Raw genomic sequence first — 20621 nt, 5'->3', positions numbered from 1 at the left:
AGCCGGCGAAACGCTCGGTGCCGAGGTCATTGCGACGGGTGCAACGCAAACTGAATTCGCCGAGGGCGTGGCTTCTTAAATCCCTGACCCGTCGAACTGCTGGGCGTCGCTGCCTTCCCAGGGTGAGGGCAGTGAGAGGCGATTGAGGTTGGCCGAGGGCATCGGCATCCAACACTTCAATTCCGGCTCAGCATATTCGATGACGTGCCCGGGCGAGGAATCAGAGGCGCGCCAGCCTTCACCACCGAACTGATCGCCATTCGACCAATACGCGAGGTCAACTTCTGCTGGTCCCTGTTCGGAAGGGCGGATCGTCACCAAGATCCGACTACCGTCTCTCGGTGCGCTTGCCATGTGGCGCCAGCGGTCTTTCTCGTCCATCGTTTTCCTCCTGCCCTGCCGCAGGTTGCAACTGTCGCCTTGCCATCGAAGACGGTCAACTCAAACTTTGCAGAACTTCCATGATTCACTACCGATCGACAGTCGATCAACATATCAGCAATGTCGTGGTTCCATCGGACCGCAAGGTCATGTGCTGTGGCACAGTTTTCCGAGCAAGTGGAGGCAATCCAGCCTCAAACCGCGCAACATCAGAGGACACGGCCTTTCAGCCGCCGCTCGCCGTAAAGCAGAACGGAAATACATGGCGATCTACCTGTAGGGAGGCTCTCGGGCCGCGCCACAGCCTGGGATGCCATCGCGATTTCGAGATTGCGGTTATTGCCGAACGCTCGCAGGAAACTGCTGAAACCTCGGTGACTTCGGAAATCGAAATAGCTCCGAGGGAGCCCCTTCCTCTTCTACGGCTCCCTTGTGAAGAAAGACAATTCTATTCGAGACGTCGCGTGCGAACGCCATTTCATGGGTAACCACCGGCATCGTTCGTCCCTCCTCGGCCAGCGATCGCATGACTTTGAGGACCTCTCCGACCAGTTCCGGATCAAGCGCCGACGTTGGTTCGTCAAACAGCATTCGTCGGAAGCGCATCGCCGTTCGCGATCATCGAGGGCGAAGTTATCGTCACGACGATCGGATCAACGGGCGGGAACTTTTCAAGAGATTTGGACGACGATATATCCTTTTAGGGGGGCGATCTACGCCTGATCTTGGGCTGCCGGCATTCAATGACATGGCAGAACGCAATAAGACCGTTCGGGAGAACTTCGGCGGTGGCCGGATCCAGCTTCGACGTCACAACGAGATGTTGGCAATATTCTATCAAGCTTGCTGCGGCTGGTCAGGATTGCCGTCTGAAACTAGCGGCGGTGAGGCAACTGGGGCTGACCAAGTGATGATGCCCGAATTAAGAATATCTAAAACTTCGCCGCAGTCATCCTTGCGAACGAGGAAGGGCATTCTCGAGGTCTTATAGGCTTGGGCTAGGTGATATCGATGCATGCCGCCATCGATATGGATTTGGTCTTCGAAGCGTCGGATTGTTGGTTTCCACGCGGAACTGAGCCGGTTAGGCCCCAAGCGTCAGGACCGTCCCGTCCTGGTAGATATCTACCTTGCCGTCATTGTCGGCATCACGAAGCGCCGTATCGAGGCGCCATGGGAAAGTGCCCGCCATGGACACGAAACCCTTGCCCGTCGAAAGCCAAATTTGCGCAGTGTAATTTGTGTCGCCGCTCAGTCGTTTTGAGGCGCCGACCAGATCCGTCGCGCCATCTCCGTTCAAATCGCCAAGCGCGCAGACGTAGAAATTATAGGTCGTCGCATAACAATTTGCCCCGATCCAGACCGAGGACCAGGCTCCGTTGATGACACGGAAGGCAGATACGCCGTTGTTGGTATTGACGTATCCCTGCCGGCCGTTGGCGGCAAAGTCGCCCATCCCGGTAATCCCGCTTCCAACGAGAATATCCACACCATCACCGTCGTGATCGAGGGTCGCAACCGACGGCGGTTCGGAATAGGGGTTAGGCTCCTGATAAAACTGGGAGCACGCGGCTGCATAGCAGTCAGACAGTCCCCCCAGGGAGATCATTGCCTTGGCGCTGACATATTCGACCGAGTCCAAGACTTGTTTTGCATAGATGTAGGACACCGGCACCTGTTTCGGCTGGCCGGCAGAGAAGCGTCCCGCCACCAGAGGAAAAACGCGGGCCGTTCCGTTGTCGTCCTTTAGATAAAGCGGACGCAGATTGACCGAAGCGATGTGTGCTCCAGCACCACCGCTGTTAAACCGATAGACATCCCACATCGTCGTGCGGCCGGGCCATTCCTCGATGCCGTCGACATTGGTGATAACCTCGAGTTCGTCCTTGCCGTCGGAATCGAAGTCCACCGCCGTTTCGAGGACCGGGACATACGACGCGCAACATGGTCGTTGCGGCTGGGCATAATATCCCTGCTGATAGCTGATCACCAGGTTGTCATAGGTCATCTGGCGATGGTCTTGGACGTGGTTCCGGTGACGACGCCTTCGGAGGAGACGGTGGCGTCACGGCCGTAACGGTCCACCTTGGTGAGCCGCGAGGCGTTCGAGAACGGCGCCTGGTCGTAGGTCAGCGTATAGGCTGATCGCAGTTCCGCGCCGACCTTGACGTCAATCGTTCTGATCCGTTGCTTGGTATAGGAAAGCCCCAGTCCGTTGGCCATGACCAGGACATCCGGCCGGGCTTCGTAATAGAAGTTGACGCTCATGCCGCCATAACTGACCACCGACGGATAACATACCGGCAGGTCCGGGCAGCTATAGGCATAGTTGACGGCATTGCCGTTGGTGTCGGTCACCGACGACAGCAGGAAACGACCGTCATGCTGCAACTGATAGTCAGGCGTGCCGGACGCCGGCGTGCTGCCGGCAATCGCCATTACCGATCTGAACAGCGACACCGTCCCGTCGCGGTCGGTCACCGTCCAGGTATTGGCGGTCGCATCGAAGATCACCCGCTTGAAGTTCTCGTTCTCGGTCACATGCGTGCCACCGGCCGAGCACGAGGCTGCCACCATGCCGGTGGCACAACGCACCAGTTCCTCGCCGTTCAGCAGGTAGACGTCATTGCCATCGAAGTACGGATAGCCGTAGCCGGGCGTCGCCCGCTCGATCACGTCGAAACCGTCAAGCCCCCAGGCATAACCGAGCCAGCCCTGGTAAAGCCCGCCCAGCCGCGTCTTGCGTGACGAACTGTAGTTCAGCGCAAGCTTCGGCTCCAGGCCGCGGAAGCCCGGGACGTCGATGCCGACCTTCTGGGTGAAGAACCCGTTGCCAGTAATCTCCGGCACGGACGGTTTCTCCGGCGCATTGTTGGGACGTCCCCCTACCGCCGGCGCTGCAGCCGCCATGGCCGACATTGCCTGAGGCTCAACTGCACCCTCGCCATCCTTGGCCTTGGCATCTGCGCTGCCGGATTGCGCGTCGTCACCGGCCTGCTTGTCGGCCGGCTTTCCTAAAGCGGTCCCACCCGCCTTGCCGTCAACAGCCCCTGCCCCCAGACCCTTTTCCTGCGGCTTGCCGATCCCAAGCGTCCGATCGACCGCACGATCATTCGACGAAGCGCCAGCCTCCGGCCGGGTCGCAGTGCCTGGCTCGAGCGCCTCCGCCCCCCGAACCGCCGGCCTGGCCTGCCGTTCCACCCGCAGTTGACTGCCCGGCTCCAGTCCGGCCAGTGGTCCCGCCCCCAAGACCCGCACCGCCGGTGCCAAAGCCGCCCGGCTTCGCACCCTGCTCGGCCGCGAGTGCTCCATGTCCTAGCAGCCCGTCTACAACCATCGCTCCGGCCACACCGCCGGAAAAAACGCAAAGCGATACCGTGGCGGCAAAAGCCGCAAAACCAAACCGACTGCTACGCATGAGCCCCCTCGAAGCGAATCAACTTGCCGTCAAAAACACGACGCATCCTAACGTCGCACAACCTGCTTCGTGCAACCGTTTCGTGACGTCAACAACAAAAAAGTGAGCATGTGACAGGTATCTTAGAAGGGGCTCGAATAAGCTGGGGCGCGGGAGCGGTTTCCGGAGGTCTTGAGACTACAAACCGCACAGCCTGTCCCGGCGCACAAACATCCGATAATCTTGCATGATCGTTCATTTTGGCCGTCAGAAAATCGCAAATACTGCATGCCTGAATTTCGGTGCGAGCGTCTCGGCCTTGCGCTGCCTAACTTGTGTTAACGGTTTTGTGTACTTGGTGTACGTGAGCACGATCCTTCGAACATGCACCTAAAATGCGTTGATGTGCGTTAACGCAGTTGCGTCAATCGCCCCCACCCCCTTCCGCGAGTTCCTTCACCCGCTGGGAGTACGGCATCCGGTTCCGCTCGCAGGGTTGCAGGAAGCGAGTGAAGGTCGTGATCGACGAGCGGATATTGAGGTTGGCGGACGGCTCTGCCGGCCTCCGGCGGATCAACCTCTGGACCAGTTCGCAGGCGATGAACCCGGGGCGCGCGCCGATTGCATCAATCTTGCCGTATGAACTTGCAGGTCCAGTTCCAGCGTCCGGTTTGATATTGGCAAGCTTGCCAAAGCCAAAATGCTTACCAGCCATCCTACAGCCCTCACATCGGCGACGAGATCGACGAGCTCCTCAGCGAGCCGCAGGGCGTTGCCCCTTGCGGCCGGTAGCCCGTTCACCTCGGGTGGATCGAGCTGGTGATAGAAGAGCGCCTTGTATGCCGTCCGTTCGTACAGATGATCGCGGAACGTCGGCACATCACCCGCCGTGAGCTGACCGATAATCTGCTTTTCGAGTTTGGTAGCGATCGTCTCCCGTCCACCGCCGCATCTAAGAGGTCGGCAGGCTTGCACGGGCTATGGGCCTGACAGTTCTTGCACTGCATCCTACGAAAACCACGGGACTGATCCAACCGCACGACCGGCGGCTCCATGACAGGACCGTATTGCAGCGGCCGTTGCCGATCCGTGCACGTTGTGGCTCGAGCATTTCACGCAGAGCCGCGTGTGTCGCTCACGAATGACGATCAACGAGGGGTGCAGATGCCCTTGGCGCATGCCACGCTGAGGTAACACGGCTGACGCTGCTGCGAGACCCGCATCCCGTAATCTTGGATGGCAATCCGCCTGCGAACGCGGTAATGAAATCGGTTATCAATTGCCTAAACAGGAGGTTCTGCTTTGAGCCTGCGAAAATGCGGCACGTCCATTGCCCGGCGCTCCATGGATAAGATCAGCCGCTCCACAGTCGCAGGCAGCGGTACGCCCGTCGCCGTGATGACGCCCCAATAGAACGGGATATGGAAGGCAAGCGGTAGGACGACGACATCCCGGATCGGAAGGCCCGTCAGGGTAACGGACTCGACGATCGCCACGCCAAGTCCCGAACGAGCCAGCGCGAGCGACACATAAGTCGCATTGCTGTCGATAATTCCACCCGTTTCGATCGACTGTTCCGCAAGCGCCTTGTCGATCCTCATCCTCAGCCGATACGGATTGGCGGATGCGATCAACCGGCGGCCCTTCAGGTTTTCCGCGGAAAGCAGATCGACACCGGCCAGGGGATCGTTTGTCGCGACAACGGCGACACAGGGCACTTCGCCCACCCAATGCACATCCACCCCCGGATTGTCCAGCGGCAGGCTTGCGATGCCGATATCAGCGGTTCGCGCCACGACCGCCTGCACGACGTTCTCGGCCGACGTGCTTCGAAGGTGGACATGATCCGGAAACTGGTCCGGGGGGAGGTCGCTGAGGGCAAGCGGCACGATGCTCGCAGCGATGGCCGGGATCGACGCCACCTCAATCGGCGTCGCCCGCGCTGTCGCGATCGACCGGGCACGTTCGCTGATCGTGCGCAATCCGCTCAAGAACAGCTCCGCCTGCGCAAAGAAGGCCACGCCATGTTCCGTGGGCGCTATCCGCGGACCGTTGCGATGCAGGATCGGAAATCCGAGTTCCTGCTCCAGATCTTGTATGAGCCGGGTAATAACCGGCTGCGACTTGCCCAGCGCCTTGGCAGCTCCGGTCATGCTGCCGATCGACATCACGGCAATGAACGCCTCGAGCTGTTTCGTATCCAGATAGTCAGGGGGCATCCAAGATCCTGAATTCGAAAGGACTGCAGAGCGTGGCAATTGTTTCAAGCCGACAAGATGTCTCCTTAGACCGGCTCGGATTGCCCGATAATACCCATAGGTCGATTTGCTCAGCGGAAGCTAGAGGTGGATTGAACAAGATCGCAATCTCCATCATCGAAGCGAAGCCCATGCAGGGGCAGGCCCGCCCCAGGATACCTGGTTAGGTGAGTGACCTTTCCCAAAGCATTGTTCGACCGTCGAATGGATCCGTCGAGACGCGAAATACGCCCTTCTCCATATGCAAGATCTGCGGCTTGGCACCGGAATAACGCGGCCACCAGCCTGCAGGTGTCTCGGGCGCCGCGTCGCGAATGAACGAAACCCAGACGTGGTGAACCGCTGTCGCAAAGGTCCTATCCTTGACGGACTGACGGGTCGGCAGATGGCTGACATCCATTCCTTGACGATACCAGACCTCCCCGACCTCCGCACCATGCGGTGCGCCAAGCTCGTCCGGCTCGATGGCACCGTAGAGATATTTATAGACCGGCTGGTGCGCGGCATGGAGGCGCGCGAACCGGGTGGTTGGGTTCTGGAACACCAGGTCACCGCCAATGGCCCTCCAGATGCCGCGTGCCGTGTGCTCCGGAAGGACCTCGCGATATCGCCGAACGACCTCGACACCGGTCAACCCCAGGGGCAACACGCGCTGATGCAGCAACTGGGCCGCAAGCTCGAAATCCATTTCCGGCTGCGCGGTGGCATGCGTGACGTATTCGCCCGTCGTGCAGCCGATCATCATCGGGACAGCGGCTGTCTTTCCGCACGCGGCCGCGTCTTCCGGATGCAGCGGAAGGGTGACCCCATCAATAACCGGAACGAAAGGCACGCCCAGCATAGACGCTGAGCCATCCCGCTCGAAGTCATGCTGTTCGTAGGACTCGTTGCAGAGGTCGCGCTGTGCAATCAGCAGTTTCTCGAAGGGCAGATTTGCGAGTTCCGCTTCGGTTACCTGCAGATAGTCCAGCATGCGCCTGTTGAGCTTCCGGGCATCATCCATCGTTGAGACGCCGGTGCTTGCGCCGCTCTGCGGCATTGCCCGGGCAAACAATCCGTGCGCCGCTGGCATGGCCATGACAGCCGCGATAGAAAAGCCCCCCGCCGAGCGGCCTGCAAACGTGACCTGCTTCGGATCCCCCCCGAAGGCGGAGATGTTGTCGCGGACCCATTCCAGTGCCGCGATCTGATCCAGAAGCCCACGATTGTCCGGCGAGCCGTCGTTCAGATGCAGAAAGCCGAGCGCCCCAAGCCGATAGTTGACGGTCACCTCGACGAGACCGCTGGCGGCGAATGCACCACTTTGCAGCACTGCCTCATTGGCAGAACCGACCGCGTAACCCCCTCCGTGAATCCAGACCAGGACCGGAGCCGAGCCGGTGACGGACGGTGTGCGGATGTTGACCGTCAGGAAGTCGGTGCCGAATTCCAGCGTCGATGCAGCCCCCTTTCCCACGGGACCATAGGTCGGGATCTGCGGGCACACGGCGCTGAGCGCCTGGGCAGACCTGATGCCGGACCAACGCGACACGGGCTGCGGCGCGGCGAAACGCCGCTCGGGAGTAATCGGTGCCGCATAGGGAACCCCAAGGAAAACAGCGTAGCTGTTTTCCTCAAAGCCATCGACGGTTCCGGCAGTTGTCTCAACGAGCATGTCAGAGCGCCTTGCGGAGGCCGATCAGCTTTTCGACCATCATCACGACTCCAACAGAGATCAGGATCAGGATGACGGAGAGTGCGGCGATCTGCGGATCGGTAGAATATTCGAGATAGTGGTAGATTTCCGTCGGCAGGGTCGAAGCCTTGACCGACACGATGAAGAGCGAGATCGTCGCCTCGTCAAAGGATATGAGGAAGGCAATCACGCCGCCCGCTATCAGGCCGGGCCGCACCAGCGGCAGGGTGATACGCCAGAACACCATGCGTGGCGATGCGCCGTGGACGAGGGCTGCTTCCTCGACACGGGTATCCACCGCCATCAGGCTCATGGTGATGGTTCTGACGGTATAGGGGATCGTGATGCCGAGATGGGCAAGCACGATGCCCGGATAGCTATCCAGCAGGCCGAGCGGCGCGATCACCAGCATGATGCCAACGGCAAGGACGATATGTGGCACCAGGAACGGCGCGAGGATGAGGAAGCCCACCGCCGCCTTGCCACGGAATTGGTAACGCAACAGCGACAACGACAGCAGCATTCCGGCAGAAACCGCGACGAAACCGACAATCGCGCCGATGACAAGGCTCCGCCAGAAGGCCGAGATGAACTTGACGTTTTGGAAGACCTTTACATAGGAGCCGAAGGAGAAGCTCTCCGGCGGGAAGGCGAGATACTGGCGCGTATCGAAGGAGATGATGAAGACAACGATGATCGGCGCCAGCAGGAACAGGTAAAGCAGCGCGATCAGTGTATTCCAGGTGATCCGGCCGAGAAGTGGATTGTTCGGCATGGCCCCTCACGCCTCCAAGGCGCGCAAGGCGCGCTGGTAAAGCAGGATGATGCTGCTGAACAGGATCAGCAGCATGACCGATAGAGCCGCCGCCAGCGGCCAGTTGAGCGTGACCGTCGCCTCGTTGAAGACTTCGGTGCCGAGCACGAAGACGCGTCCGCCGCCCATCAGCCGCGGCGTCACGAAAGAGGAGATCGCCAGCACGAAGACCAGAAGCGCTCCAGTGAGCACGCCGGGTGCGCTGAGCGGCAGGATGATGCGCGTGAAGACCTTCACGCGGTTCGCCCCGAGCATGGCGGCAGCCTCCTCGAGTTGTGGGTTCAGCCGCCCGAAGCCGCTGAGCATCGCGAGGATGGCGTAGGGCATCAGGATTTCCACCAGTGCAACCGTGGCACCGAAGCTGTTATTGGTGAGCCGGATAACCCCGCCCGTCAGTGAAAGAGACTGGAGCGTGCTGTTTATCACGCCGCGGTCTCCGAGGATGACCATCCAGCCATAGGTTCTGACGACCGACGACGTTAACAGCGGCGCAACGGCAAGTGCCGTCAGGACACCGCGAAAGCGGCTTTCCGTGCGCACGAGGAACAGCGCGATCGGATAGGACAGGATCACTGCAAAGATCGCCACGTTGAAGCCCAGCACCAGCGTATTCCACGCCACCCGCCAATAAAACGGATCGGACAGCACTGCCGAATAGGATTGCACCGTCCAGTTTCCGCCGCTGAACGCGCCCATCGTCGAGGATGCGAAGGAGGCCCGCAAAAGCCATATCAGCGGCAGGAGAAAGGTAATCACAAGGGCGATGAGCCCCGGCAATAGCAGCAGCAGCAATACCCCGCGCGACGCGTTTGCCGGTGATGTCCGCGCAGCCGTAAGTGCGGCGCTCATGGTGCCACCTGCCCGACCAGGGTAACGTCTTGCGGGGCGACGGCGAGCGTCACTTCGCTACCCTTCTCGGGCAATATGCCGGCATGGGTGGGAAGATCGGCCTGTAGCAGCCTGCCCCCGCAGCGAATGTTCAGCGTCAGGATCTGGCCGCGATAGACAATGTGCTCCACGGTCCCCGTGAAGCTGTTCGGCTGGCCGGCACTGTCGGCGAGGACCAGCCTGTGCGGCCGGATCATCAGTTTGACCGTCGATCCCACCTGCGCTTCACCGACGAAACGCAGCGTCTTCAGCCCTTCGACCACGGCAAGGCCGGGTTCGGCCACCTGGCCTTCGAAGAAGGTTCCGGCCCCGATGAAGGATGCAACGAACTCGCTCTGAGGTCGGTCGAAAATCTCGCGCGGCGTGCCGACCTGTTCCAGCCGCCCGGCGGACATGACCGCCAGGCGGTCTGCCATCGACAAGGCCTCGTCCTGGTCGTGGGTGACAAAGATCGCCGTGACGCCGGTGCGTGCCTGGATATCGCGGATCTCATCGCGCATCTCGTCGCGAAGCTTGGCATCGAGATTGGAAAGCGGCTCGTCGAGGAGCAGAAGTTCCGGCTCGATCACCAGCGAGCGGGCAATCGCCGCACGCTGCTGCTGACCGCCGGATAGCTGGTTGACTTTGCGGTCGCCAAGCCCGGCAAGCTTCACGAGATCGAGCGCCTTGCGGACACGCCCCTCCCGTTCGGCGCGCCCGACCTTGCGCATTTCGAGGCCGAACGAGACGTTTTGGGCGACTGTCATATGGGGAAACAGGGCATAGGCCTGGAAGACCATACCCATGTTTCGCTTGTAGACGGCAATCGACGACACATCCCTGCCCTCGAGCTTGATCGCCCCCGATGTCGGGGCGATCAGGCCTGCTATCATGCGCAGGATCGTTGTCTTGCCACAGCCCGAGGGACCAAGCAGGGCCAGCATCTCGCCGCGCGGCAGCGAGAAGCTGACGTGATCCACGGAAGGCTTCTGGGCGCCCGGATAGGTCTTCACGAGATTGTCGATGACGACGTGATGATCAGCCATGGCGGCCAGATTCCTCAAGTTGGATCAGTTGAGCGCGATGACTTCGCGGTTGATACGCTGGATCCAGGCCGAGTATTTCTCGGCGACGAAATTCCAGTCGAGCGACATCTGCGCAGCCTGCGCTTCCTTCGAGCCATAGATGCGGGCAGCCACGGCGTCCGGCAGGTTCACCTTGGTGTTGACCGGACCATAGAAGCTCTTCTCGGCGAACGCCGCCTGCGCTTCGGTGCCGAGCGCATAGTTGATGAAGAGCTGGGCGGCCGCGGCATTCTTGGAGTTTTCGACGAGGCCGATCGTGTTGGTCTGACCGATCGAGCCTTCCTTCGGGGCTGCGACGCCGATCTTGCCGCCCTGAGTGTCGTGCAGGTACTGCGCACGGCCGTTCCAGCAAATCGAAAGATCGACTTCGCCGCTCTGGATCACCGCATAACAGTCCGGAGCCGGCTCCCAGGTCGAGACGTTGGGCGCGATCTTCTTCAAGAGGCCGAGCGCGGGGTCGATGCTCTGCTTGTAGTCGGCACCCGCCAGCTTGTCGAGAATCGGCAGCAGGATGACACCGCGGGTGTCGCCAAGCTTTGCGGCGATCTTCCCCTTGTATTTGGGGTCGGTCAGGTCATTCCAGCTGGTCGGCGGCTGCTTGACGGTATCGGTATTGTAGAGGATCGCCAGGTTGTCCTGCGAAAACGCGACGGCCTTGTCACCGTCGAGACGGGCCCAGGCGGGCATCTCGTCGAGTACCTTGACCTTGGCGGGGTCGAGCTTGGCGAAAATGCCATCCTTGCTGGCCTTGATAGCGACGGCAACGTCGATCAGCGCGATGTCGATCTTCGGATCGGCGCGCTGCAGGGTCAACAGCGCAAGGGTCTCCGCGGAGTTCTTGCTCTGCTGATAGGTTACGTCGATGCCGGGATGTTTGGCCTTGAACGGTTCGATGATGAACTTCTGGTAGTTGTCGGCGAACACGCCGGAAAAGCCGACGATGTTGACCGTTCCCTTGATGGAAGCCTCCTGCGCCTGAGCCACGCCCAGAAGCGCCAGAAGCCCGGCGATAGTCGCGCCAGCGCGGAGCAAGCCCCGCGAAACCACATTCCGTGAATTCCCATTGTCCATGTGTGTCGTCATGTCCGTCTCTCCAGTTTTAGCCGAGGCTTGAAATTCATCGAATGCGCGAACGCGACCACTATCGGGTGCGCTGCGGTTTTCCCCGTCCTGCCAGCTTCATCTACACGGTGGGCGCCCAGGCCTTGCCGAGGACACGCAGCCAGTTCTTACCGAGCAGCTTCAGCACCAGGTCCTCGCTCCAGCCGCGGGCCAGCATGCGGGTCGTCAGGTTCGGCAACTCGGTCATGCGTTCTATGCCCTTCGGTTTGGAAATCTTGACCGAGCCGAACTCGGTGAGCGTGCGGGCCGTGCCCTTGTCCTTGTTGGCCCAGAGCAGCCAGGAGCCCGGACGTGGACGATCGAGCGAAAAGTCGGTACCGATGCCGACATGGTCTTCGCCGACCAGGTCAATGATATAGGCCATGGCATCGAGATAGTCGTCGACCGTGGCATCATTGCCGGCGGCAAGGCCGGGTGCGAACAGGCTGACGCCGATAATGCCACCCTTTTGCGCGCAGGCAACAAAGAGCTCGTCGGGCTTGTTGCGCTTCACGTCCTTCAGCGCCCTTGGCAGGATGTGGGAAATGCAGACCGGGCTCTTCGACTGCGCGATGACGTCCGCAGTCGTCTTGTCGCCCACATGGCTGAGGTCGCAGAGGACCCCGACGCGGTTCATCTCCGCCAGAACCTCCTTGCCGAAACCGGTGAGGCCGCTGTCGACCTCCTCCAGATAACCGGCACCCGAATAGTTCTGGGTATTGTAGGTGAGCTGCATGATCCCGACGCCGAGATCCTTGAAGATCTCCACGTAGTCGAGCTTGTCCTCGAGCGGCGAGGTGTTCTGCCAGCCGATGATGATGCCGGTCTTGTTCTCCGCCTTGGCGGCATGGATATCGGCGACGGTGCGAACCGGACGGAGAATGTCGTCGTTCTCGCGCAGGAAGCGCTTCCATTCGGAAACGTAGCCGATACCCTCGCGGAAATTCTCCCATAGCAGCGAGGAGACGTTGACGGCGGTCAGACCACCGGCACGCATTTCCTCGAAGATCGACCGGCTCCACTGGCAGGTCTGCAGGCCATCGACGATGATGGCGTCTTCATGCAGTTTCTTGGCATCCAGCTTATCGGTGTCGGGCATCACGCAGATTCCTTCCGTGCGTCAGTCGTTTTTCGGCCGGCTTTCAGTGCCCGGTCGACGAAGTCGAGGCGGTCCTGGCCCCAGAACAATTCCGTGCCGACGACATAGGTAGGCGTCCCGAAAATGCCGAGCCGCTCGGCCTCCGTAAGGTTTTCTTGCCACTCATCGACGATCGCTTCCGGCTGTGGATCAACCACCAATGCGGCAGCTTCCTCGCCGGCCATGGCACGGGCGATGGCGCGCAAGGTGTCGGTGTCGGCGATGTCGCGCTCTTCGGCCCACAAGGCGCGCTGGACGCCGAAGGAAAACGAGATGGCGTCGAGCCCGGCGTTCTGGAGTGCGATCACCGCCTGTGCAGCCGGTTCGATTGTGCGGCAGGGATAAAATTTCGGTTTCAGGTTGAGCGGGATGCCGAGATATTCCCGCCAGCGGCGCAATTCGACCTCATGATAGAGCTGACGCGCGTCCGGCCGCTGGCGCAGCGGTATGCCGCCATTGGCCTCGATGATGCGGATCGGGCGCAGACGCACTTGGGCACAGTTGTCGGTGGCGACGGTGATCGCCTTCCGTGCCCCGAAATATGCCCAGGGGGACGAGATGCCGTAGAAAATCTGCAGCTTCGGAACTTGTTCATCCATTGGCGCGGCTCAGGTCCTCATGGAGGTCTGAATCTGTCCATTCGTCGCCAAGAAGCTCTGGCGTATCGAACCCGAGAAAACGATCAAGATGATAGGCCCGGTCTTCGACAAACAGCGAGCGGGCAAGTCCAGTCGCAAGGCGCGTTGCCCCCTCGCTGATGGAAGGAATGCCGCTCGTGATCTTGCCGTGTGACGGAACTGCGGGATAGGCGAAGCAGGAGATCCGGGAGACTGCGTCGGCCGTCGCCCTGTCGAGATCAGGTTTGGGCCGGAACTCGAAAGCAGGGCCAAGATACGGTGTGGCCCCGATGCCGGCATGTTCCCAACCGGCAGGAGGACTGTAGGCGTCCTGCCAGAGCAGGATCCTGTCTCGTAACGCCGCAAATTCCGGACGTTTGCCGAAATCGACCGAAAAGCCGGTGGCAAAGATCACAAGGTCGGTAGCATAACGGCCCTTCGGCGTCACGACGTCGACGCCGTCGGCGGTCTCGACGAGATCGTCCACTGGGCTTGCGAGGTGAAAGAAGGCGTTTGGGTGCCGCGAGACGCGCAGCACGCTGTGACGCGGTGGCGGAATCTGTGCCCGCTCGCCGGCCACCATATAGGTCCATTTGTGCGCATCGGGCAGGCCGAGATAGCCGTGCGTCATTCCCTGGCTGCCGACACCGGTGAACTTGTCGATGCGCGGGATATCCGGCCGGCGGACGAAGATATCGACACGCGCCGCGCCGCCCTCAAGGGCGGCGGCTGCATTATCCATGGCCGAGGCACCGGCCCCCACGATCGCAACGCGCTTGCCCCTCAGCGAGGTCATGTCGATGAGGTCGGCACCGTGCCTCACAAAACGCGGGGGGACCCGGGTGGCGACCTCCGGTTGGGTAGGTGCGCCCAGTCCATCGAGACCGGTCGCCAGAACGACGCGGCGTGCAAGCACCGTCTGCGTCTGCCCGCCGGTTTCCAGCTGCACCGCCAGAAGTCCGTCCTTACGAAATTCCAGGCCCGAAAACGTCGTCTCGTTGGCCACATCAAGATCGAGCACCCGACGATACCAGACAAGGTAATCCATCCACATCGGACGCGGGATGAGCCCCATGTCGAGATAGGCCTGAGCGCCATATTGCGCTTCAAACCACGCCCGGAATGTCAGCGACGGAATGCCAAGGGCCGGACCGACGGCATCCTTGCGCGTCCGCAGGGTCTCCATACGCGCATAGGTCATCCAGGGCCCCTCGAACCCTTGCGGGCTACGGTCGTAGGCCCGCACATTTGATATCCCGACCTTTTTTAGCGCCGCCAGAGCGACCAAGCCGCACAAACCCGCTCCAATCACGGCAACGTCGAGAGCTGGCGAGCCGTCAACGTCTCGCGACGGCATCCAAGCCTTCGGCGGCTGATTTAGCCACAGCAAATCCAGGGCAAGACGCGCTTCCAGCGCCTCAAGATCTGTTGGTCGATTTCGATCATGCATTCCGGTATCCTGAACCAATTATGTGAAAACAACATAGAGGTGCACCTAGGATGCGCATTATGAAAGGTTACTCGAATTGTGGGAGATTGCAAGAACGGGATAATCGCACGTCGTCGACGCCAAGAATTGAGCATCTTTTCCGTCGGGTCTGGGGAGAAGGTTAGCGAGCAGAACGCCACACGCCACAACAATGAGCTGTCGCGGGATTCCCGGGCTTTGGCTCGACTTGTTTGAAGCGGCAGCTACCAAGACCTTTTCGGGTCTGTTTAGGCTTTGGGTCACCCTCGCCGCGGAACCTTGGCCCCGGAGGAGCTGCGTAAATCAGCGCCTCTTACGATCTTTGCTCGAGCATTGTCCATTTAAATTTCGGGGCGGAGCTTTCCAACACGATGGCGCGTCCGGGATTATGCGAATACGCGAAACTCCGGACACTTCATTGGAATCGCGAGCGGGATTGGCGCTCAAATTCGTATGCAAATAACAACGAACCCCTGCGTTTTGCTCAGGTTTTTTTCAAAACCGCTCGCCTGACCCTAGTCGGACGCGTTGCGGATATCGACCTGACGTGAAGCAGGTGCCTGGAAGAGAAAAAGCGCTTTGACTGGCATCACGATGAGGAGGACGATTCCATCGCTTTCAGTTTTTCCGTGTCCCGTGGCCCAGCGCGAGTGGTTCACGCCAGTACGCTCGCCACCTGTCTCGCCGCCGCGCGACTATCACCTGAACGAGGCTGAAGCCGCCGCGCTGATAGAAGCCCAGATCCAGGTCATCGCCGCGCACTGGCAAGAGCTTTGCGACGAGGCGGAACTCAGCCCCGTCGAGCGCAAGCTCTTTGCCGGACGCCAGTTCCTCAACAACTACGCTCTTGAAGGGCTCGAAGGCCACAAGGCGCCGCAGGATGCATACGGCGAAGCACGGGAGACGCTGATCGCCAGCGGCGATACCTGAGACGGGCACGCATAGCCTTACTGATCGCGCGCCCTATAGGAAGAGATCGCGGAGTTGCCAGTCGCGCTTCAGTTGGGCGTTGCGCCGCCGTCCGTCGTCTTTATCCCGACGCCCACGAGATTGGTGCGCCGGCACGGCTTCGGCGAAAGCCGCCCACTCGTCATCACCCAGGCGCGATCGCCCGTGGATGAAGAGTTCGCGAGGGCTGGAGCCAAAGCCTTTTCGGCTTGGAGCGATCACAGCTGGCCCTAGTGGCGTGCGTGGCTCACCATCCGATAGGGATGCACGGCCTTGAACTGCGAGATCACGGTCGTTGCCTGCTGCAGCACGCTCTCAGCGTTCTGAAGATCGTCGCGCGCCAGTTCGTCGGCATTGATACGGATCGCCTCGGCCATATTCGCGGAAAGAACGGCAAAGCCGCGGTTACCTTCAACATATGCCTCGCGGGCAGCTCCCTCCAGAACGCGCGCGATATCGGCAAAGACTTCTTCCCGTTCCTCGATGCTGAGGTCTTTGATGATTTTTATCTTCTCTTCCATTCTCGATCTCACTCCAGACAGACCTGGGATAGTGACCGAGCTCGTCGGAGCCTCGATCGCGCAAAGAGCTAGGAAGCGAAAAATTGGGTGTCAAGACCTCAGTGGAGCTTGAACTCGCCTTCGACGCGGCGCCATTCGTTCGGCCCGATCAGGCGCTGATGGCTGTAGCGGACGGAATGCAGCGGCCCGTCGAGATTGGCCTGCCAGAATTCGAGAAACTTGTGCATTTCCGGAAAATCGGGCGCCAGGTCGTAGTCCTGCCAGACATAGGTCTGCAGGACGCTCTCGAAATCCGGAATGCGGTAGAGGATATGCGCGGTGGTAAGACCATAGCCATTGAGCTGACGCTCCAGATCCGATGAAAATCGCATGCTTCATCTCCATTTCATGACACGGTGAAGGTGGCGTAAAATTCTGTGGCCATCAACGGAATTCTGAACGCACTAACTCAGTTTATTGTTCCTTTACAGCATGTTAGCAGCCACCCTACATGAGTGCTAATTTTTTCGATGTGACCTCTTGAAATCAAAAAATGTCGAAAATAGATTTTTCGCGCGAAGCTCAGACGAGGTTCGCGCCCGCCCGGACTGGTCATCCGGTTCGGTAGGGGATCAAGCGTCATCTTTTTTGTCCAATGGAGGAAAACATGTCGTTCCGACCGCTTCATGATCGCATTCTCGTCCGCCGGGTCCAGTCCGAAGAAAAAACCAAGGGCGGCATCATCATCCCCGACACGGCCAAGGAAAAGCCGCAGGAAGGCGAAGTCATCGCCGTCGGCCCCGGCGCCCGTAACGAGGCCGGTCAGATCCAAGCGCTCGACGTCAAGGCCGGCGACCGCATCCTGTTCGGCAAGTGGTCCGGCACCGAGATCAAGATCAACGGCGAAGACCTGCTGATCATGAAGGAAAGCGATGTCATGGGCATCATCGAAGCCCAGGCCGAGCACAAGAAGGCCGCCTGAGGCGCCTTTGTCCATCAGGCAAACTAAGCTGCCTATTGAAGGAGTGAAAAAATGGCTGCGAAAGAAGTCAAATTCAACACCGATGCCCGTGAACGCATGCTGCGTGGGGTCGATGTGCTGGCCAATGCCGTGAAGGTGACGCTCGGCCCCAAAGGCCGCAACGTCGTTATCGACAAGTCCTTCGGCGCTCCGCGCATCACCAAGGACGGTGTTTCTGTCGCCAAGGAAATCGAGCTGGAAGACAAGTTCGAGAACATGGGCGCGCAGATGCTGCGCGAGGTCGCTTCAAAGACCAACGACATTGCTGGCGACGGCACCACGACTGCCACCGTTCTTGCCCAGGCAATCGTCAAGGAAGGTGCCAAGGCGGTCGCCTCCGGCATGAACCCCATGGACTTAAAGCGCGGTATCGATCTGGCCGTCGACGCCGTCGTCAAGGAATTGAAAGCCAACGCCCGCAAGATCTCCAACAACGCAGAGATCGCCCAGGTCGGCACCATATCGGCTAATGGCGACGAGGAGATCGGCCGTTATCTCGCCGAAGCCATGGAAAAGGTCGGCAACGAGGGTGTCATCACCGTCGAGGAAGCCAAGACGGCTGAAACCGAACTGGAAGTCGTCGAAGGCATGCAGTTCGACCGCGGTTATCTCAGTCCCTACTTTGTGACCAATGCCGAGAAGATGCGCGTCGAATTCGAGGATCCCTATATCCTGATCCACGAGAAGAAGCTTTCCAATCTGCAGTCGATGCTACCGGTCCTGGAGGCCGTCGTGCAGTCCGGCAAGCCGCTCCTGATCATCGCCGAAGACGTCGAGGGCGAAGCTCTTGCAACGCTCGTCGTCAACAAGCTGCGTGGCGGCCTTAAGATCGCTGCCGTCAAGGCTCCGGGATTCGGCGACCGCCGCAAGGCTATGCTGGAAGACATCGCCATCCTCACAGGCGGCACTGTCATTTCCGAAGACGTCGGCATCAAGCTCGAAAATGTCACGCTCAACATGCTTGGCCGTGCCAAAAAAGTCTCGATCGAGAAGGAAAATACCACGATCATCGATGGCGTCGGCTCGAAGTCGGAAATCGACGGCCGCGTGGCCCAGATCCGCGCCCAGATCGAGGAGACCACATCCGACTACGACCGCGAAAAGCTGCAGGAACGTCTGGCCAAGCTTGCCGGCGGCGTTGCCGTGATCCGCGTCGGCGGTTCGACGGAAGTCGAGGTCAAGGAAAAGAAGGACCGTGTCGACGACGCGTTGCATGCGACCCGCGCGGCTGTCGAGGAAGGCATCCTGCCAGGCGGCGGCGTAGCGCTCCTGCGGGCCGTCAAGGCGCTCGACAATCTCAGTACCGTCAACCAGGATCAGCGTGTCGGCGTCGACATCGTCCGTCGTGCAATCGAGGCTCCCGTCCGGCAGATCGCAGAAAACGCTGGCGCTGAAGGTTCTGTGATCGTCGGAAAGCTGCGCGAAAAAGCCGAGTTCTCCTACGGCTGGAACGCCCAGAGCGGTGAATACGGAGATCTCTACGCACAGGGCGTCATCGATCCCGCCAAGGTGGTGCGCGCCGCACTCCAGGACGCAGCCTCCGTCGCCGGCCTTCTGGTGACCACCGAAGCGATGATCGCCGAAAAGCCGAAGAAGGAAGCAGCTCCGGCCCTGCCCGCCGGCGCCGGCATGGACTTCTAAACTGATCGAGGAGGCCCGCAGCCTCCGTCAGGGGCGGGCCTCCCCACCATTCAACCAAGTTCCATCGGTCAAGATCAATGGAGCCAAGCCATGAGAAAGGAAAACATCAGGAATTCGGTACCGGAGCAAGCCACAGCCGCGATCAGCGCCGCGCAACTGCTTCACCCGGCCAAACATTTCGATCACCCTCGTGACGTGCTTGCCGCCGACGACATCGGCGACGAGGAAAAGCGGGCCATTCTTGCCTCGTGGGCATCCGATATCTTCGCCATCGAATCCATTCCGGCCCTTCGTCTTTATCCCGGCACGGATAAAGCCGTCTCCTACGACGAGATCATCGACGCACTGAAGACTTTGGACAAGGCCGAGGAGCGAAGCGGCGAGCAGCGTTCGTCGGCATCTTTTAATGCCTGTAGAACGACGCATCGCAGGAGACCGCAAATGCGCCGGCTCGGCGGCCTTGGCCTGTGCAGCTACCGGAAAGGAGGACATCGCCGGCAGCCATTCGAGATATAGACTTTCGCCTTGACCTGTCGCGTGCCTCTACGAGGACGCGGACCTGATTTTTGCCGACGACTCTTTGTTCAACTGAGGAGGTTTTGCCGATGAAGATCGCTCAGATCGCGCCGCTTGCCGAAAGTGTTCCGCCCAAGCTTTATGGAGGAACCGAACGGATTGTTTCCTATCTCACCGAAGAACTTGTGGCCCAGGGCCATAACGTAACCCTCTTTGCCAGCGGCGATTCCGTCACCGATGCCAAGCTGGCGCCCTGCTCAGACGTCGCGCTGCGGCTCAACCCGGCCGTCAGGGACCACCTGCCGCATCAGGTCGTGATGCTGGAGGAAATTCGCCGCCGTGCGCACGAATTCGACGTTCTCCACTTCCACATCGATCTTGTGCATTTCCCGCTGATCCGGGATTTTGCTGACCGCACCGTCACGACCTTGCACGGGCGGCTGGACTTGCCGGACCTCAAGCCATTCTATAAGGCATTTCCCGATATTCCGTTGGTGTCGGTCTCCAACGATCAGCGTAGCCCGATGCCTCCGGTCAACTGGTCCGGGACGGTCTATCATGGCCTGCCCACCAATCTTCTTCCGTTCACCGAAAAACCTAAGGGCAATTATCTTGCCTTCCTCGGGCGGATATCGCCGGAGAAGCGTCCGGACCGGGCAATCGAAATCGCCACCAAGGTCGGCATGCCGTTGAAGATCGCCGCCAAGATCGACAATGCCGATAGGGCCTACTGGGAAACGGTGATCGAGCCGTTGGTGAAGAGCCATGCAAATGTCGAGTTCATTGGCGAAATCAACGAGCATCAGAAGGCTGCCTTCCTGGGCAATGCCGGCGCCCTGCTGTTTCCGATCGACTGGCCGGAGCCCTTCGGCCTTGTCATGATCGAGGCGATGGCCTGCGGCACTCCCGTCATCGCATTCGCATGCGGCTCTGTGCCCGAGGTGATTGACAATGGTGTCTCGGGGATACTCGTCGACAGCGTGACGGAAGCGGCCGAAAACGTCGAATGGGCTCTGCGAATGGATCGGAAGAAGGTGCGCGCCACATTCGAGAAGCGGTTCAGCGCTGAACGGATGGCGCGGGATTATCTCGATATCTACCGCAACCTGTCCGGTGTGCGCATGAAGGCAGCACCGTTGCGCCGCGCCAATGGTCAAGGCCTCGATCTTCAGATCGTGGCGTAAAAGGGAGGCC

19 protein-coding genes and 2 pseudogenes are annotated in these 20621 nt (G+C 60.1%); 5 read left to right on the top strand and 16 right to left on the bottom strand.

Features of this window, described 5'->3' with window-relative positions; all coding sequences use genetic code 11:
* Nucleotides 1–75: 75 nt before the first annotated feature.
* The 14 genes and pseudogenes from GQ59_RS05595 to GQ59_RS05530 all read right to left on the bottom strand — a co-directional run bounded on the left by GQ59_RS05595 (nucleotide 76) and on the right by GQ59_RS05530 (nucleotide 14783).
* A complete protein-coding gene (locus GQ59_RS05595; RefSeq protein ID WP_037078614.1) occupies nucleotides 76–381 on the bottom strand; it encodes a hypothetical protein in 306 nt (101 codons plus the stop codon).
* A gap of 336 nt (nucleotides 382–717) precedes the next feature.
* Nucleotides 718–990: pseudogene (locus tag GQ59_RS05590) on the bottom strand (histidine/lysine/arginine/ornithine ABC transporter ATP-binding protein); the annotation flags it as partial.
* Between the two features lie 475 nt (nucleotides 991–1465).
* Nucleotides 1466–2389 (bottom strand): FG-GAP repeat domain-containing protein, encoded by a 924-nt coding sequence (locus GQ59_RS05585; protein WP_037078609.1) that lies wholly within the window; start codon nucleotides 2387–2389, stop codon nucleotides 1466–1468.
* On the bottom strand, nucleotides 2386–3630 hold the full coding sequence (locus tag GQ59_RS05580; RefSeq protein WP_152564239.1) for a hypothetical protein: 1245 nt from the start codon (nucleotides 3628–3630) through the stop codon (nucleotides 2386–2388). The genes GQ59_RS05585 and GQ59_RS05580 overlap by 4 nt, the downstream gene beginning before the upstream one ends.
* Before the next feature lie 572 nt (nucleotides 3631–4202).
* Nucleotides 4203–4493 (bottom strand): hypothetical protein, encoded by a 291-nt coding sequence (locus GQ59_RS05575; protein WP_037078604.1) that lies wholly within the window; start codon nucleotides 4491–4493, stop codon nucleotides 4203–4205.
* A gap of 568 nt (nucleotides 4494–5061) precedes the next feature.
* Complete coding sequence (locus tag GQ59_RS05570; protein ID WP_037078602.1) at nucleotides 5062–5997, bottom strand: LysR family transcriptional regulator; 936 nt, start codon at nucleotides 5995–5997, stop codon at nucleotides 5062–5064.
* 202 nt (nucleotides 5998–6199) lie between these two features.
* Nucleotides 6200–7690 carry a carboxylesterase/lipase family protein gene (locus GQ59_RS05565; RefSeq protein ID WP_037078599.1) on the bottom strand — a complete coding sequence of 497 codons (1491 nt, stop codon included), beginning with the start codon at nucleotides 7688–7690 and terminating at the stop codon, nucleotides 6200–6202.
* A gap of 1 nt (nucleotide 7691) precedes the next feature.
* Nucleotides 7692–8486 (bottom strand): ABC transporter permease, encoded by a 795-nt coding sequence (locus GQ59_RS05560; protein ID WP_051903808.1) that lies wholly within the window; start codon nucleotides 8484–8486, stop codon nucleotides 7692–7694.
* Nucleotides 8487–8492: 6 nt separating this feature from the next.
* Entirely contained in the window at nucleotides 8493–9374 is an 882-nt protein-coding gene (locus tag GQ59_RS05555) for an ABC transporter permease (protein ID WP_037078596.1), read from the bottom strand.
* A complete protein-coding gene (locus GQ59_RS05550; protein WP_037078594.1) occupies nucleotides 9371–10438 on the bottom strand; it encodes an ABC transporter ATP-binding protein in 1068 nt (355 codons plus the stop codon). Before GQ59_RS05550 ends, GQ59_RS05555 begins: the two co-directional genes overlap by 4 nt.
* 24 nt (nucleotides 10439–10462) lie before the next feature.
* The gene (locus GQ59_RS05545; RefSeq protein ID WP_174459607.1) at nucleotides 10463–11560 is read right to left on the bottom strand and encodes an ABC transporter substrate-binding protein; all 1098 of its coding nucleotides are present in this window, start codon (nucleotides 11558–11560) and stop codon (nucleotides 10463–10465) included.
* Nucleotides 11561–11660: 100 nt separating this feature from the next.
* Nucleotides 11661–12677 (bottom strand): dipeptidase, encoded by a 1017-nt coding sequence (locus GQ59_RS05540; RefSeq protein ID WP_037078590.1) that lies wholly within the window; start codon nucleotides 12675–12677, stop codon nucleotides 11661–11663.
* On the bottom strand, nucleotides 12677–13315 hold the full coding sequence (locus GQ59_RS05535) for a 2-hydroxychromene-2-carboxylate isomerase (protein ID WP_037078589.1): 639 nt from the start codon (nucleotides 13313–13315) through the stop codon (nucleotides 12677–12679). The genes GQ59_RS05540 and GQ59_RS05535 overlap by 1 nt, the downstream gene beginning before the upstream one ends.
* On the bottom strand, nucleotides 13308–14783 hold the full coding sequence (locus GQ59_RS05530) for an NAD(P)-binding domain-containing protein (protein ID WP_037078586.1): 1476 nt from the start codon (nucleotides 14781–14783) through the stop codon (nucleotides 13308–13310). Before GQ59_RS05530 ends, GQ59_RS05535 begins: the two co-directional genes overlap by 8 nt.
* Before the next feature lie 677 nt (nucleotides 14784–15460).
* On the opposite strand from GQ59_RS05530, the pseudogene GQ59_RS05525 reads away from it, so the two are divergent.
* A pseudogene (locus GQ59_RS05525) lies at nucleotides 15461–15731 on the top strand (type II toxin-antitoxin system HipA family toxin); the annotation flags it as partial.
* A gap of 248 nt (nucleotides 15732–15979) precedes the next feature.
* Here GQ59_RS05525 and GQ59_RS05520 read toward each other — a convergent pair.
* Together GQ59_RS05520 and GQ59_RS05515 are read right to left on the bottom strand one after the other, a co-directional pair.
* A complete protein-coding gene (locus GQ59_RS05520; RefSeq protein WP_037078582.1) occupies nucleotides 15980–16270 on the bottom strand; it encodes a hypothetical protein in 291 nt (96 codons plus the stop codon).
* A 98-nt stretch (nucleotides 16271–16368) separates the two neighbouring features.
* Nucleotides 16369–16641 carry an usg protein gene (locus GQ59_RS05515; protein ID WP_037078580.1) on the bottom strand — a complete coding sequence of 91 codons (273 nt, stop codon included), beginning with the start codon at nucleotides 16639–16641 and terminating at the stop codon, nucleotides 16369–16371.
* A 275-nt stretch (nucleotides 16642–16916) separates the two neighbouring features.
* Here GQ59_RS05515 and groES point away from each other — a divergent pair, with 275 nt between their 5' ends.
* From groES to GQ59_RS05495, 4 genes are all read left to right on the top strand, one after another.
* Nucleotides 16917–17231 carry a co-chaperone GroES gene (groES, locus tag GQ59_RS05510; protein ID WP_037078577.1) on the top strand — a complete coding sequence of 105 codons (315 nt, stop codon included), beginning with the start codon at nucleotides 16917–16919 and terminating at the stop codon, nucleotides 17229–17231.
* Between the two features lie 51 nt (nucleotides 17232–17282).
* Nucleotides 17283–18911, top strand: coding sequence for a chaperonin GroEL (groL, locus tag GQ59_RS05505; protein ID WP_037078576.1), 1629 nt, complete (start codon nucleotides 17283–17285; stop codon nucleotides 18909–18911).
* Nucleotides 18912–19001: 90 nt separating this feature from the next.
* Nucleotides 19002–19427, top strand: a complete 426-nt coding sequence (locus tag GQ59_RS05500; RefSeq protein WP_037078574.1) for a hypothetical protein — start codon at nucleotides 19002–19004, stop codon at nucleotides 19425–19427.
* A gap of 89 nt (nucleotides 19428–19516) precedes the next feature.
* On the top strand, nucleotides 19517–20611 hold the full coding sequence (locus tag GQ59_RS05495; protein WP_037078572.1) for a glycosyltransferase family 4 protein: 1095 nt from the start codon (nucleotides 19517–19519) through the stop codon (nucleotides 20609–20611).
* Nucleotides 20612–20621 lie beyond the last annotated feature (10 nt).

Source organism: Neorhizobium vignae (assembly GCF_000732195.1).
GTDB classification, from domain to species: Bacteria; Pseudomonadota; Alphaproteobacteria; order Rhizobiales; family Rhizobiaceae; genus Neorhizobium; species Neorhizobium vignae.
Note: the sequence above shows the minus strand (reverse complement) of the source record. Positions and strands in the feature narration are given on the sequence as shown.

What these genes read in the sequence shown, in the direction of transcription:
- GQ59_RS05595 (WP_037078614.1), bottom strand. Translation starts at nt 381, where the DNA reads ATGGACGAGAAAGACCGCTGGCGCCACATGGCAAGCGCACCGAGAGAC.
- GQ59_RS05585 (WP_037078609.1), bottom strand. Translation starts at nt 2,389, where the DNA reads ATGACCTATGACAACCTGGTGATCAGCTATCAGCAGGGATATTATGCC.
- GQ59_RS05575 (WP_037078604.1), bottom strand. Translation starts at nt 4,493, where the DNA reads ATGGCTGGTAAGCATTTTGGCTTTGGCAAGCTTGCCAATATCAAACCG.
- GQ59_RS05570 (WP_037078602.1), bottom strand. Translation starts at nt 5,997, where the DNA reads ATGCCCCCTGACTATCTGGATACGAAACAGCTCGAGGCGTTCATTGCC.
- GQ59_RS05565 (WP_037078599.1), bottom strand. Translation starts at nt 7,690, where the DNA reads ATGCTCGTTGAGACAACTGCCGGAACCGTCGATGGCTTTGAGGAAAAC.
- GQ59_RS05560 (WP_051903808.1), bottom strand. Translation starts at nt 8,486, where the DNA reads ATGCCGAACAATCCACTTCTCGGCCGGATCACCTGGAATACACTGATC.
- GQ59_RS05555 (WP_037078596.1), bottom strand. Translation starts at nt 9,374, where the DNA reads ATGAGCGCCGCACTTACGGCTGCGCGGACATCACCGGCAAACGCGTCG.
- GQ59_RS05550 (WP_037078594.1), bottom strand. Translation starts at nt 10,438, where the DNA reads ATGGCTGATCATCACGTCGTCATCGACAATCTCGTGAAGACCTATCCG.
- GQ59_RS05545 (WP_174459607.1), bottom strand. Translation starts at nt 11,560, where the DNA reads ATGACGACACACATGGACAATGGGAATTCACGGAATGTGGTTTCGCGG.
- GQ59_RS05540 (WP_037078590.1), bottom strand. Translation starts at nt 12,677, where the DNA reads ATGCCCGACACCGATAAGCTGGATGCCAAGAAACTGCATGAAGACGCC.
- GQ59_RS05535 (WP_037078589.1), bottom strand. Translation starts at nt 13,315, where the DNA reads ATGGATGAACAAGTTCCGAAGCTGCAGATTTTCTACGGCATCTCGTCC.
- GQ59_RS05530 (WP_037078586.1), bottom strand. Translation starts at nt 14,783, where the DNA reads ATGCATGATCGAAATCGACCAACAGATCTTGAGGCGCTGGAAGCGCGT.
- GQ59_RS05520 (WP_037078582.1), bottom strand. Translation starts at nt 16,270, where the DNA reads ATGGAAGAGAAGATAAAAATCATCAAAGACCTCAGCATCGAGGAACGG.
- GQ59_RS05515 (WP_037078580.1), bottom strand. Translation starts at nt 16,641, where the DNA reads ATGCGATTTTCATCGGATCTGGAGCGTCAGCTCAATGGCTATGGTCTT.
- groES (WP_037078577.1), top strand. Translation starts at nt 16,917, where the DNA reads ATGTCGTTCCGACCGCTTCATGATCGCATTCTCGTCCGCCGGGTCCAG.
- groL (WP_037078576.1), top strand. Translation starts at nt 17,283, where the DNA reads ATGGCTGCGAAAGAAGTCAAATTCAACACCGATGCCCGTGAACGCATG.
- GQ59_RS05500 (WP_037078574.1), top strand. Translation starts at nt 19,002, where the DNA reads ATGAGAAAGGAAAACATCAGGAATTCGGTACCGGAGCAAGCCACAGCC.
- GQ59_RS05495 (WP_037078572.1), top strand. Translation starts at nt 19,517, where the DNA reads ATGAAGATCGCTCAGATCGCGCCGCTTGCCGAAAGTGTTCCGCCCAAG.